10 protein-coding genes are annotated in these 13,949 nt (G+C 41.9%); all 10 read right to left on the bottom strand.

The window, feature by feature from the left end; genetic code table 11:
- Positions 1 to 82 precede the first annotated feature (82 nt).
- Positions 83 to 1,468: a family 43 glycosylhydrolase gene (locus IFO69_RS11915; RefSeq protein ID WP_192010322.1), complete on the bottom strand. Its 1,386-nt coding sequence runs from the start codon at positions 1,466 to 1,468 to the stop codon at positions 83 to 85.
- 149 nt (positions 1,469 to 1,617) lie between these two features.
- Entirely contained in the window at positions 1,618 to 3,144 is a 1,527-nt protein-coding gene (locus tag IFO69_RS11920) for a glycoside hydrolase family 43 protein (protein WP_394354470.1), read from the bottom strand.
- Positions 3,145 to 3,228: 84 nt separating this feature from the next.
- Positions 3,229 to 4,290, bottom strand: coding sequence for an endo-1,4-beta-xylanase (locus tag IFO69_RS11925; protein ID WP_317173457.1), 1,062 nt, complete (start codon positions 4,288 to 4,290; stop codon positions 3,229 to 3,231).
- Between the two features lie 620 nt (positions 4,291 to 4,910).
- Positions 4,911 to 5,279, bottom strand: a complete 369-nt coding sequence (locus tag IFO69_RS11930) for a hypothetical protein (protein ID WP_192010325.1) — start codon at positions 5,277 to 5,279, stop codon at positions 4,911 to 4,913.
- 45 nt (positions 5,280 to 5,324) lie between these two features.
- Positions 5,325 to 5,699 (bottom strand): hypothetical protein, encoded by a 375-nt coding sequence (locus tag IFO69_RS11935; RefSeq protein ID WP_192010326.1) that lies wholly within the window; start codon positions 5,697 to 5,699, stop codon positions 5,325 to 5,327.
- Positions 5,700 to 5,784: 85 nt separating this feature from the next.
- Positions 5,785 to 7,386, bottom strand: coding sequence for a peptidylprolyl isomerase (locus IFO69_RS11940; RefSeq protein WP_192010327.1), 1,602 nt, complete (start codon positions 7,384 to 7,386; stop codon positions 5,785 to 5,787).
- Between the two features lie 210 nt (positions 7,387 to 7,596).
- Positions 7,597 to 8,853: a cellulase family glycosylhydrolase gene (locus IFO69_RS11945; protein ID WP_192010328.1), complete on the bottom strand. Its 1,257-nt coding sequence runs from the start codon at positions 8,851 to 8,853 to the stop codon at positions 7,597 to 7,599.
- A gap of 74 nt (positions 8,854 to 8,927) precedes the next feature.
- Complete coding sequence (locus tag IFO69_RS11950) at positions 8,928 to 11,066, bottom strand: endo-1,4-beta-xylanase (protein WP_192010329.1); 2,139 nt, start codon at positions 11,064 to 11,066, stop codon at positions 8,928 to 8,930.
- 29 nt (positions 11,067 to 11,095) lie between these two features.
- Positions 11,096 to 12,121 (bottom strand): DUF5627 domain-containing protein, encoded by a 1,026-nt coding sequence (locus IFO69_RS11955; RefSeq protein WP_192010330.1) that lies wholly within the window; start codon positions 12,119 to 12,121, stop codon positions 11,096 to 11,098.
- A 52-nt stretch (positions 12,122 to 12,173) separates the two neighbouring features.
- Complete coding sequence (locus IFO69_RS11960) at positions 12,174 to 13,937, bottom strand: RagB/SusD family nutrient uptake outer membrane protein (protein WP_225444108.1); 1,764 nt, start codon at positions 13,935 to 13,937, stop codon at positions 12,174 to 12,176.
- Positions 13,938 to 13,949: the final 12 nt, after the last annotated feature.

Below are 13,949 nucleotides of genomic sequence, written 5' to 3' on the forward strand. Positions count from 1 at the left end.
ACAACCAGCATTAGAGCATAATGCAAAGAACATCTTTCTACATACAAGCTTGTAAACATTCATACTCAGTTATATATCCACTTCACTTCGATAAACTTCCCAGTCCTTCCGTGGGCTTTTCCCACCTTACCCAATCCACTTCTATCGTTCCGCTTCCTTGTAAAACCAAATCCTGAATGCCAGAAGGCTGATGTGCCACTGGAACCGTGATGGATTGCCATTCAGCATTCCTGTCCAGCTCTACCTCACTAATCACCTGGCCCTCTTTGCTTCCTTGTCTGATTTGAACTTTACCACCTTGGGGAGCCCTGACCCTCCAGGTCATATTTTGGGCATTTCCTTTACCAAAATCCACCGCATCAAATTTGACCCAGCCTTCCTGATTTCCCAAAATTGTTTTCCAGCCTAGAAATGGATTTGACTCCTCCAAAAAGGCGATTGTAGCTCCAGTTTCACTGAGCTGACTGTATCGATCCAGATGGACTTTCTCATAAGCACTGCTCAATCCTATGCCCCGTAGGCTAGGCACTACCTTTCGAATCCTTCCATCTGCTTCAAAAAACAAACTATCAGCCCTTATAGACCTGTTTTTATCAAAATCAGGGGAATAATCATTATGGTGGTAGAAAAGATAATGTTGTCCTTTGAAATCGATGATCGAATGGTGGTTGGTCCAGCAGCCTGTGGGAGATTCATCCATGATCACCCCTTGAAACTCAAATGGACCTAAGGGTTGATTGCCCAGCGCATATTCAAGTCTTTCAGTCTTATTTTCCACATGAGGATAGGTCAGGTAATAACTTCCTTTCCTTTTGAACATATAGGGCCCTTCTTTCAGGCCTTTGCTCGGGAGCTCCTGTAAAATCACAGGCTCAGTTGCTAATTCCAGCATATTTTCTTTGAGCTTTGCTCCATAAATATGTCCTTGAGACCAATAGAGATACGCTTGGCCATCATCATCAATAAACACATTCGGATCTATTCCCTTTACCCCTTTTATCGGTTCTGCTTGGGGGACAAATGGCCCTTCCGGATGGTCTGCCACAGCCACCCCAATGGTAAAGCCCTCACCATTCACACTGGATGCATTGCTATGGTCAGGAAAATAGAAATAATATTTTCCGTTGCTTTCGATACAGTCAGGTGCCCACATGCTATTGGCAGTGCGATTTCCCCAAGGGACATTCTCTTGCCGGAGGATAACCCCGTGATCTGTCCAGTCGGTGAGGTTTTCGGAGGAAAAAACATGATAATCCTGCATGCAGAACCAGTTTTCCCTACCGTTATTTTCCTCCCAATAAACATCATGTGAAGGATAAACATAAACCCTATCCCCTACTACCATGGCAGATGGATCCGCTGTGAATTGGTCCCTGACCAAAGGATTCTGGGCCATTACGGCAGTACCAGTACACACAGCTAGACTAGCCGTCCATATACTTCTATTGAACAAATTCTTAATATTCATATCCGAATACACTTAGTCCTATTTTGCAATGGTTGAAATAGATTGGTAAACCTGTCAGGTTTAAAGGAGTGGACACGCCGAAATTGACTCCTGGTGCATATAAAAACCTGACAGGTTTTATCCCTTTTAAGTAATATGAACAGGTTAGATCAGTCACCAATATTCTCTTTGATGTGAAAGTAATCGAAGTCTACATGGCCTCCCGGTGATTTGGTCGCATAATTGAACAAAGCAAAACGATAGCCCATAAAATGGGGCAGCGTATACTTCATGTGCAGGGTCGACCCGATAGCCTTCCAATCTTTGCCATCAAGACTGTAATAGAAATTGGCTTCATCCCGGCGATCGGTAAAGTCACAAGTGGCTTTCAGGTAAACAGACCTTGTGTTGAGTGGGACACGTTCAATTTCTTTAGCCTCTCCAGAATCTGCATTGATCATCACCAACACCTTTTGGCCATGCTCATCTTTCACCCCTAATTGTCCGTAAAGTTTTTGGAGCAGGGCAAGGCCAGCGAAGTCCCCATCCTTCATCCCCGCTAAATCAATTTTGGTGACGCCTGTACATTTTGGGCCTATGGTCCGCTGGGTCAGGGTATTTTTAGCTTCCATAAGAGAAGCATCTACCCTGGACGTCGTTATGCGCAGGTATCCTTTTCTTTCCTTAACCGACCAATACGCCGGATCGGGGTTGTGGTTCCACTGCCAAACCAAAGGTAGGTCCCTGTCTTTCTTTTTGCGATTAAAATCATCTGAAGCCACAATACCGGGGATCAGGCTTCCATTGGCGGGAAGGTCCAATTGGTCGGGTACTTTCCCTTCCTCTCCCAGTAGAGGCCAACCATCAACCCACTCAACAGGCACCAAATAGGGAATTCTGCCAACAGCCCCATAGTCTCTAAACAAATAGGCATACCATGTCCCTTCTGGCGTATCAATTAGTCCTCCCTGAGCGACTCCTTTGTCCTGCAACATGACCTTTCCTTCATAAGGCCCGGTTATCTGATCAGCCCTATGGACAATGACCGTCCGCATTCCCCCTTGGGGCCAAGAGATATTGAAGAGGTAATACTTTCCGTTTACCTTGAACAATTGTGATCCTTCTGCCGGAAGCATCACATTAGGTCCCGAAGGAGCAGTGGCGTTTTCTATCAACACCCTTTCAGTACCTGACTTGACTCCTGATAGATCTTCTTTTAACTCCACCATGCGGAGTTTTCCCCCTCCCCAAATCATATAAATTTTGCCATCCTCATTGAAAAACAAGGTATGGTCATGATAGGAAGGGGAAAAAGTATGGGATTCCCAAGGCCCATTTTCCAAATTCTCAGTGGTAAAAATATAGGTCTTCCCTGTCGTGGAAGAGAAGGTACTTACATAATAAGTTCCCTTGTGAAATCTCAAGCAACTTGCCCAAGACCCCGCTCCGTAGGCGTTCTTGCCATTTTCCAGATTGATTGCATCCACTTCCCCCAATCGATCATAAGCGTAGTTGATCAGTTCCCAATTGGACAAATCATTGGATTTCATAATGGGAACACCTGGGTTCATATGCATGGTGGTACTACTCATATAATAAGTATCACCAACACGTACCATGGACATGTCCGGAACATCCGCATGGATTATAGGATTTTTTGCGGCCTTACCTTGGGCCAACACTGTGTGGCTCCACATAACCGTTATCAAAAAAGCTAATATCGTTAGTAAATCTCCCTTTTTTCTAATTCTATACTTTACCATGATTATTTCAATTATGGTTTATTGGTTAGCCACCCTAATCAGTTTTTCTACAATAGGCTTTGCTTTATTTTCTCTGTCAAAAAGTAAAGGATAATCTGTTCTTCCTCTTATAGGCCATCCGTTTTTCCATGAATTGGAATCATTTACCCCCCAAAGGGTTACCCTTGAAATCTCATCCTCATATTTAATAAACAACTTAAAAAACTCCAGATAGCGATCATCAAATGCTTCCTCTACGCTATCAGGCAATCCATCAGGATAGGGGTTCATCTTATTCTGATAATCCACATTATCCGAGATATTAGCCCCTGCATCTCTATTCCATGGAGAAGGAAGTACGGAAAGATCCAATTCAGTAACCATGACCTGCACACCCAACTCAGAAAAGGCCTGAATGCTCTTTTCAAATTCCTCAATTTCCGGATGTTCTAAACTTATATGTCCCTGCATGCCTATACCATCTATCTGTATACCCTGTTCCTGAAGTTCTTTTACCATCTTGACTACACCCTCACGCTTGCCAGGTTGGGACATAGAAAAATCATTATAATACAGTTCTGCGTCCGGATCGGCTTCATGGGCAAACTGAAAGGCAAGTTTGATAAAATCCTTACCCAAAATTTGATAAAATTTGCTATTTCTATAGTTTCCATCATCCAATATTGCCTCGTTGACCACATCCCAGGAATGCACCCGACCTTTATAACGTTCCACTACTGTATAAATGTGTTTTCGCATTCGCTCGGTCAGCAATTCTGGCGACACCTCATTCCCCTCTTCATCTGTAAAGAACCACCTGGGAGCCTGAGAATGCCAAACAAGGGTATGACCATGGATCCGCATATTGTTTTCTTCACCGAATTCCACAAACTGATCGGCCAGATCAAACCGAAAGTCCCCTTCCCTGGGCTGAAGCATTCCACTTTTCATAATGTTTTCTGCAACAATACTATTGAAATGTGTTTTCACCACCTGCATCGTGGCAGAATCCCTTCCCATTATTTGTGGAGCATTGAGGGCTGTACCTATCAGGAATTTTTTCTGAAAAGCATCTTTTAAAGTGGATGCTGATTTTTTCACGGATTCTCCTGAGGTGCTGCACCCCAGTAGGAACAAACATATGAACCCGATCAGTGCGGGTTTAACATGATATAAGTTGGATCGAAACTGCATGTTAGTGGTTATTATATTGTTAATTGAATAGGCTATATTATTAGCCAAGGCTAATTAAGGATACGAAATCAAGCTAAATATTCAGCAAGAAAAGGGGATAGATTAGGTCATGGTCGATATTTTTTTGGGTTAAATGAAAACTAACTATCTAAATCAAAGGTAAAACCAACTAGAGTTGATTCAAACTTCACAATAATATCACAATAGGCTATACATCAATGATTTAACTAGAATCATTGCACTTATAAATCACTTTTATTCATGATAAATATTGGTCATTCTACTTCTACAGGTTTTAGCATTTTATTTATTGTTTAAATCTTAGTTCGCTTAAGACAAAATACTGACTGTAAGCAATTTAAATCAAAACAGATCCCTGATCGAAAGGTAGGATATGGTCTTTTATAAAATCATTTCTATTCCCCTAATTAAAAAAGGAGCAGAAGAAGCAGTACATGAAACCCGTTTTAAACACCCACGGCCCTTCTGCTCCCTATTATTGGTTTATAGATTATCCTTCTAGATTATCACCCCCAACTTAGTCTTGCTGTTCCCGAACAATAATTCCCACCTAAGTAAAAGTAAATAGTGCTCCAATATCGAGGGGTATTATACAAGGTAGAATAGCTATTATTATTGGAGCCTAGGTTATAATAGTGTTCTCCAATCAAAATATCGCCAAATGCTTGAACAGCACCATATCCATTTTGACTAGGTGACCAATTGGCTTCTAAACGTACATATTGGCAAGTATCATTTATGTTAATAACCAAACTTGCATTAGTAATATCATCCCCATTAACATACAATTGTTCATGCGATTGACTTTGTACAAATGCATAACTACCTGAATAACTAAACAATAAAACGAATAAAATTAAAGTTAACTTTTTCATCAGTATTAGGTTTTAGTTGTTAATTGATTTAAACTATAAAATTTCTTACCAGTTTAATTGACCATGGGCATACGCATTATTAGAAGTTGCGCTTAATGTCAATGTATACCATTGCCCTGTAAAAAGTTCTGTAGAGCTATACATAGTTTGAGGTTCGGGATAACTCCCACCAGAGACTGCTGTTCCCGCTACATAAAAGCCTCCTTGTCTAAGGAATACGCTTCCTGAATATTGATAATCAGGATCTGCTCTATGAATCACATAATAAAAGCGTATTTCACAATAATCATTGATGACTGCTTCATCTGAATCCGCACTTACCCATGGCGTAGCCATTACACCAATTCCATTATCATAAGCAAAACTGCTTGAAAAGGCCATAAATACCATAGCAAACATTAGGATTAACTTTTTCATCATTTTTAAATTTAAATTGTTAATTGATTAGTATAAAAAACGGGTTTAGTTTAGTGTATTATTCTGACTCCAAGCATATCTAAATACTCTATGTGTCTAATAAATCAACTTTTATTGGATAAGAATTTTTCAAAAGAGATATATGTTTTTCATATACTTCCTTCTCCATTTTCTTTAATACAGTTTGACGGATCCTGTCCCGAACCAAAGAGTATGGAATTACTCCCTCTCCGGATTTAGACAGCAATTTGACCAGCCAAAAAGACTCTCCTACTTTAACGGGCATGGACAATCCCCCAGGGCTTTGCTTGATTACAGTCTCTATAATTGGCATAATATATTTCTCATTAGGCATTTTAATCTCTATGATCTCTACTTCAGCAGTACTTTCTTTAGTCCTTTTTTCATGAAACTGAGTTTGCTCCTGCAACAATTGCCTGCTTTCCATGGCCTGTTGATAATCAGCATGCTTATAAACCTTTATCTTCGACTCACCAAAACACTGGAATTCTTCTGGATTGCCGTCATAATATGCTTTAAATTCATATTCAGACATTTTCAATTCCGGTAAAATCTTTTTCCGTTTAAAACGGTGTACAAAAACTCCATTTGTCCTGTTTTTAATCCACTGTAAATACTCCTCATCCTCCTCCATCCCCATTTCCTTAGCTTCGAGAAGTATAAATTTACCAATCAAAAAAGTTTTGAGCATTTGCTTCACATCATTTGGGTCAGATAAATTTCCTGTAAATACCGGTTGATGCCGGACAAACTCCATAAAGTCACTAGCTGTATATGTACACTCTTCACCTTGAAACCAATATTCCATCAACACTTTATCCTGATCTATACCTGGCCAGTCTTTTTTGCTTGAGTCAAACTTCGTGGCCATCTCTATAATGGATTGCTCATTCATAATAGGATCAGCCTCATTAAAAATGCGCTGTTGGCTCTCCCATATGTACTTTTCTTTCAAACCAAAAAGTAAATCCTGTTCAATAATAGATTTTTCTTGCTCATAAGGCTTTAGAGATCCTCTTTTTGAATTGGTTACATGGACAATAAAAAATCCATTTAAAGTCTCCAACGGCCCAATAACATCCCCAATATTCAATTGATCCAAATTTTCAAGGTATATCCCCATTGGGTTAAATGGGTAATGGGATGTGTAAGTATAATTTTTAATCCTTTCATCCTCATCAACCTCTTCCTTTAGTCTATTAAAACCTTCAACAGTATTTACTTTTACTTCCGGATCTAGGTATTCCAAAAGCATTTCCCTCGTAGGAATAAGTATCACATCTATATCATACCCTACATTTCTGCGCTTATAGGCCTTTTGAAGTGCTTCCTCATCTACCTTTAGATGTGGCTTCACCTTTTTATTCCAAACATAGCCGTCTACAGTTGAAGCATAAAAACGTTGAATATATTCCAGTTGCTTAGTTATTTGTTTTATGGTATCATACTGGTGATCCAATGCATAAGCCAAGATCAACCCTTCTTCTCGTAAGCGTTCATGTAACAGGTCTGTCGATAGTTGACTATACTGTTTGTTTTTCTTAATGGACTCATATTCTGTGGCGGTCATTGTGTAAGAACCGATTTGAAGCAACACTTTACCTTGCTTCCGGTCACAAGCAGCACCCAGCAAAAGGAGTAAAAAAAGAATTATTATAGCTGATTTCATCAGATAAAAAGATTTTTAATTTGCATACTTATTTATAATCCATAAAACATATAACAATAATGCAGTAGCAAGCTATAAAACCTTTTAAATTAAGCCCAAGTCCCTTGTTTTCATTTTATGGTATTAACACCATCTAATTTGGACATAGTCACTATTGGCCAAATTCGGTCGTTCAACTCCCTACTTTTAATTCAAAATAAAATTTCACCATTACTCTGCTCCATTACACAATTCCAATTCTTTCGCATATTCCCTAAACCAATCATGCACAGGCTTAGCACAGGCATCTGGATCAGCACCAAAAGCAATTCCTCCTTCTGGATCTCCACTATCGATCAGATTTTCAGGTGATAATAGATTCCAGCTTACATTGCCGGTTTCATCAGCCAATAATTTAAAATTGGCCCCAAAACCCCAACCATTGGCTACACCGGTAATGCCTCCTTTTCCCCATACCGAATATTGCTCCGGAGCCCAATCTATTTCTGTTACTGCTATAGGTGCAAAATCAGCAACAGGTTTAAAATTCCTTTCCCACTGATGGCGAAGAACTGAGGGATCGTTAAGATCCTGGCCCCAATAGCCGGTATACAGGTGCACCGCATAGCCGATATTATCTCCCTCTATGGGATAGTCTTCATAGCCCCGATAATGGGACTGGTATCCCGAACCTGGAATCCATAGAATATTTTCTGTCCCATTGTCCCTGATCCTATGCACAATTGGCTGGAAGAACTGCTGCAAGGCTTCGTAATGGGCAGGCGTATCACTACCATATTCACCATTGGTTCCCAAAATATGTATGGGCTCATTGGCCAACTCAAACATCACATGGTCCGCATTTTTCAGATCAGGATGTTGCGAGAGGTAATCCCAAATATTCATTAAGTAGACATAATAATCATCCCCAACAGCGATATCATGAGGGCAAACACCTGGAGGTCGCAGAATTACATACATGCCTCTTGATGCTGCATGTTCAATCAAAGGCACAATGACCTCATCAACAGCGGTGACAAAACGGTCAAAATCAAACCTTGAAATATCATTTTCGGGAATGGGTTCCCCAGGTGTATTGGACCAATAAGGATCTATATGCAGTCTGATATAGTTCAAGTACCAACCATCCTCATCGCCTGCGGATAGTTTGTCCATAACCGCTTGATTATATTCAAGACAGCCTTCCACGTCATAATTATTCCATCTCCATTCCCCTACAGCACCCCCATTAAACCAAGGACTGGGTGTCATCGCCACACCATGAAGGTTAACGTTATTCCCACATGGATCTTGAAGGAACTTACCTTCCACATGTAGGGGAAGTATTGAATTTGGCCAAGAAAAATTCTTTTCATGTTGTTGTATCTCATTGGGTTCTTTAGGATCTGAAGGTGCTGAATCCTCCACCTTACAACTAAAAAACAAACATAATAATATCACTATGCCTACTGCACTGGCATTCTTCATGTTCACTGATATTTTAAGCTAGAGATATGACCAGTGATGGTGTTATTATTCCATCACTGGTCAAAATGCATGATTTATAAACCTTGCAAACCTTCCACAAAACCCACATAGGCCGGTTTCCTATTAAGGTTTTGGTTCCAAAGGCCTTGCCTTTCACCGGGAAGCCAAGAGGCATCATCGGCACTGTCCATTATGCCCCAAACGGTGATTCCGTATTGTTGTGACTTAGGTACATATTCATTGTACATATCCACTACGTATTTATACATTTCTGCTTGTTGCCCTAATATTTCCGCATTAGGTGTAGAAGTGTTGACCCTTACATCTAATTCTGAAACCTTGATCAACTTTCCTGTGGCAGCAAGCATCTCAAACATCTTGGCAATATTTTGTTTGTTGGAATCAATCCCAATGTGCATCTGGGTCCCGATACCATCCACTTGTGCACCTTGACTTTCCAGGTACGCTACATAATCGATGATGCCCTGGCACTTATCCAGGTTATATTCCAAATTATAGTCATTGATAAAATGAAGGTCATCGGGGTTACCGTATTCCCTTGCCCACTGAAATGCCTTGACAGCGTAATCCTTGCCCATATAATCCTGCCAATAAAATTCATCAGCAGCTTTATCTGTTTTTCCAATTCCTGTTTTCAGCTCAGACGGGTTGTTGTCATCCATTGGCTCATTGACTACATCCCAAGCTTTGACATGTTCGGCACTGTTGGTAACCATCTCTGATATCCATCTTTCCAACTCTCCGGAAATGATCGATTCTTTTTCCTCAGGTGTTTTCTGCACCAAAGTAGTGCTACCTCCAGATAAGGAAGCACTGCTCAGCACCACATTGTCAATGTAAACCGTACCGGCATATTCCCCATAACTGAAAATAAGCCTGCTTCTGTCGTCTGCGGTTGCCGTGGTAGTCAGTTCGACCTGCTGCCATTCCTGCGTTACCATCACTTGGCCAAAGCCATTTGAAGAATAATCGGGGCTCTGGAGTTCTGGTCTGATAATGCCCTGGGCATCTCCCTTTACCCAAAAGGACAATTTGTAGGCTTCCCCGTTTTCAAGGGGTTCCGCAAAACCATAAGAGGTCTGCACTTCCCAAAAACCTCCGGTTACAGAAGGGTTGGTGACATAGAAGGCTTTGCCTTCTCCACCAAAACCCATCCCGTCTTCGGTGATTCCTCGGGTAGAACCATTGCCCCAACCTCCCCAGCCGGTACCGGATTCAAAATCCCCATTCATAACAAGATTATTGATCATTGGCTCGCCATTGGGATTATAGACATACAGGTTGTTAATATCCAGGTAATGGCTAGCACCAGGAGTATAACCTAAATCAAACTTGATCTTGAATGTTTCCCCCTGAAAATCACTGACCCTAAACCTTATTTCTTTCCAAGACATGGTGGTTTGAAAAGTAGATGAAGCAGTGCCAGTTCCCATCCAGTCCATCTCTGGTTCATTATTCTCCAATCCTTCAAAACTGATTCTTCCTTCAGCAGCCCTATCGGATTTGATATAAGCCACTATCTCGTATTCATTTCCTGGCTCGATGGTAATCTCAGGCGTAACCAATTGCAGGTCTTCAGGTGCTGATAAGTTAGCACCAGCAGTCAGTTTGAAAGCTGATGTTCCTTCGCCCATTCCATCATTTTCGGACAAAACCATATCTCCTTGGCTGGTCCAGCCAGTAAGGTTTCCCGACATGGCTCCTGAAAGATCAAGTTCATTTGCAAAAGCTGGAGAATTCACCACAAGAGGCTCCAATAATCCATTTAAGTAGCCTGCATTTTGGTTAGCATGCCAGCAGAGCGTATGACCATAGACTGTCGTTCCTGCCGCAGTAGCAGCTTCAAACAAGGCATTGACTCCACCTAACAGCAAACTGCCATCCGCCTGTACGATAGCACCGTGTTTCATGCCATAACCGGCCGTGATTTCATTGAAATTACTATTGATCAAACGGTACATCACCCCTTTATCGGCATATTCGGACTGGTTCACCGCTCCACCCAGGATAAATCCTGGATGGGCAGTGCTGTCCACATAAGATTTTAAGGTTTGATAGGCATTGATCTCTTCTTGAAGTGCGATGCTTTCCGGTTTTTCAACTTGGTATTCATCTGTAGGCACATAATCCACGCAGGAAGTCATTAATGACAAGACCACTCCGCCTAGAAAACTGATATATCTTTTTTTCATATTAATATCGGATTAAAGTCATCAATAGATTATTTAAGTACAGGGCTAAAGACCTCCATCCCAACACCCCGGTCCCTGAGCACCAAGGTATCCATTGAGGCCACATGCATTTGGGGCAAATCAACCTCATATTCCAGGTATACAGCATCTCTGTCTTCATTTCCCCAACTTGACTTTTCTCCATCTTTCACAAATCTTCCGCTACCGGATGCGGTGTACCCACCATGTGCGGCAGAAATGGAGCAATTACCCTCACTATCAAAAGTCAACAACAAGTCGGCGGTAATATTTTCACCTCCCTCACCCGAAAAGGTCAACGGGAACAAAACCTGAGAAAGGGATTGGGTAAGCAATTCATTGATCTCATCATATTCCACACTTTCCTCACGTCTGGTAATGGTTTCATCGACTATCCCCACTTCTTTTCCCGTAATGATATCCCTTCCTCTACGGAGGTAATTCCCATGCCATTCATTCACATATTTCAGGGCATATAAGGTAAAATCCTTTGGTGCTGGAAACCAGTCATCAGCTATCGCCCTCTTAGGATTCTCCACTATCGGTATACCGGATAGCACAGAGTCAGCATTGGTAACATTGGTAATCCTGACCGGTAATACAAAGGTTTTTTTGATGGCCCTTGGGTCATTGAAAAAAGCCCCGGTCAACTGTACTTCAACTCCTCCGGCTATCTCTCCTCTGGGAATGATCACCGTCTCTGTATTTAGTTGGTAATATTCTGATGACAATACTTCTATGTCGTCACCTCCTTCTTCAAACAACAGTCCTTCTGCCAAAGACTCGTCCACTTCTATCTGAACAGATACATCATTGGGTGAAGAATAAACTCCTCCTGTTGTTACCATTAGTTTAAATTTTCCTTCATTGTCCAGGGAAGTGTCAAAAATATCCTCCCCCATAGTGATCGTACGGACAGGAAATTGATAGGCGAAATATACCGTTTGGTAATCAAAGTCAGGAAATTCCCAATCCTCATTCTTGCAGGATGAAAATATCAAGACAATCGCTATAAATATGTATGGTATCTTTTTCATTGTTTTTGAATTTAATTCACTTAAAACCAGTTATGCATAGCTTTCAAAACAATTACCAGCCGGTATTCTGTTGAAGTGCACTGAATTTCAATCGCTCGCTATAAGGTACAGGGCCATAGATCATATAATCCTGATAAACCCTGTTTTCTACATTGATAACGGAATACTCATTCTCATTTTCAATCCGCATCCCTTGTGCCGTTTCGGTCAGGTCTGCGTCCCACCTTCTCAGGTCCCAAAAGCGGAAACCTTCAAAACTAAGCTCCAATCGCCTTTCATTTCGGATCAGTTCCCTCATGGCAGCTTGGTCACTTTTTACAGACTCCAAGTAAGCATCTCCATTGTCAGCACCAATACCAGCCCTTTCACGGATCGCCTTGATGACATCATAGGCTGAGAACCCGAAAGATCCACTGGCCATTGGCCCCCAAGCTTCATTGGCTGCTTCCGCATAAATCAAAAAGAACTCAGTATAGCGCATTCTTGGCTGCAGGTGCCGCTGCCCAGTATTGGCCACAGGATCGAGGTTAACATCTTGGCGCAATAATTTGCGCATATAATAACCTGTACGCGTGGATGTTTCCACCTTGTTCAGTCCATCGTTGGTATCCGAATCCAAGGCGGTATTGATGGAAACGCCCGTTGGGCCGGCAGTACTTCCATTGAGCAAAATGAACTGGGCCAACCTTGGGTCCCTGTTGGCATAAGGTGTATCCTCCGTATACCCTGAGGCCGGGTCACCAATGGGATAGCCATTGGCCATCGGGAAGGCATCCACTAAATTCTGGGTAGGATTGACCAAGCCTTCACCGTACAAGGTAGGGGGAAAATTCTGTGTTTCCAGGTTATTGGTAGGGCCGCCGACAGAACCTCTCCAGAGGATTTCCGGTGGATTGTTTCCGGCTCCCAGCCCGTCGATTACCGACCTGTTATTGTACCAAGTCACTCCATTGGGATCCAAACCACTTACTCCGCCGATATCATTTAATAAATTCCCCGCATAGGTTGCGGCATCGGCCCACTTGGTCTGATCATTGTCCAAATTAAAAGAAGGGCTAGCCGCCAGCAATGAAGCCTGTGCTCGGATGGCCTGTACGATTCTACCTGACACCAGCTGTTTGGCATCATCTCCGAATACACGGTTGTAATCATTTACCCCAGTCCCTTCTTCCCGGTACTTGGAAGGTATCAGCGATTCATTATTGATATTATAGTAATCCATAGGCAAGAGCTCCAAGGCCTTCTCAACATCTGAGTAGAGTTGTGCCATACAAGCCTCAAAGGTTGCCCTCGGTATATTAAAATCAGAATCTACTGTTTGTGGTTCCAAAAATATAGGAACCCCCAATAGTTCTCCTCCTGCTAATCCACCGTGTGCTTGAAGCAAATAATACATAAAAAGGGCCCTCAAACCGTAGGTTTCTCCAGTCAATCGATCCATAAACATTTGATTGACAACAGGTTTGGAAGCATATTCTGTATTACCTACTTCCATTAACATCTCATTGAGGTATTGGATGGCGGAATTGGCGGAATTCCAACGGTCCGCAGGGTTGAAATTGGACGCCCATTGACCAGTAGCCATATTCAGGAAGCCATTGTCAAGATCATTGCTGACCGCATCATCCGTGGCCATTTCACTGAAGTTATAACTGTTAGTAGGAATCCTTAAATAAGCATTCAACAACAATCCCTGTACCATACTGGGCCTCTCCCTGATCAGATCCTTGCGCTGGATATTTTCCACTGCGGGATCAATAAGGTCACTACAACTGGTCGTCAACACCAAGGCCATAATGGCGAGTTTTATATTCATTTTTATCTTCAT

Origin of the sequence: Echinicola arenosa, from assembly GCF_014841125.1 — a bacterium.
Classification (GTDB): Bacteria; Bacteroidota; Bacteroidia; order Cytophagales; family Cyclobacteriaceae; genus Echinicola; species Echinicola arenosa.

Coding starts and splice junctions, on each gene's coding strand:
- IFO69_RS11915 (WP_192010322.1), bottom strand. CDS start 1,468: ATGAATATTAAGAATTTGTTCAATAGAAGTATATGGACGGCTAGTCTA.
- IFO69_RS11920 (WP_394354470.1), bottom strand. CDS start 3,144: ATGTGGAGCCACACAGTGTTGGCCCAAGGTAAGGCCGCAAAAAATCCT.
- IFO69_RS11930 (WP_192010325.1), bottom strand. CDS start 5,279: ATGAAAAAGTTAACTTTAATTTTATTCGTTTTATTGTTTAGTTATTCA.
- IFO69_RS11935 (WP_192010326.1), bottom strand. CDS start 5,699: ATGATGAAAAAGTTAATCCTAATGTTTGCTATGGTATTTATGGCCTTT.
- IFO69_RS11940 (WP_192010327.1), bottom strand. CDS start 7,386: ATGAAATCAGCTATAATAATTCTTTTTTTACTCCTTTTGCTGGGTGCT.
- IFO69_RS11945 (WP_192010328.1), bottom strand. CDS start 8,853: ATGAAGAATGCCAGTGCAGTAGGCATAGTGATATTATTATGTTTGTTT.
- IFO69_RS11950 (WP_192010329.1), bottom strand. CDS start 11,066: ATGAAAAAAAGATATATCAGTTTTCTAGGCGGAGTGGTCTTGTCATTA.
- IFO69_RS11955 (WP_192010330.1), bottom strand. CDS start 12,121: ATGAAAAAGATACCATACATATTTATAGCGATTGTCTTGATATTTTCA.
- IFO69_RS11960 (WP_225444108.1), bottom strand. CDS start 13,937: ATGAATATAAAACTCGCCATTATGGCCTTGGTGTTGACGACCAGTTGT.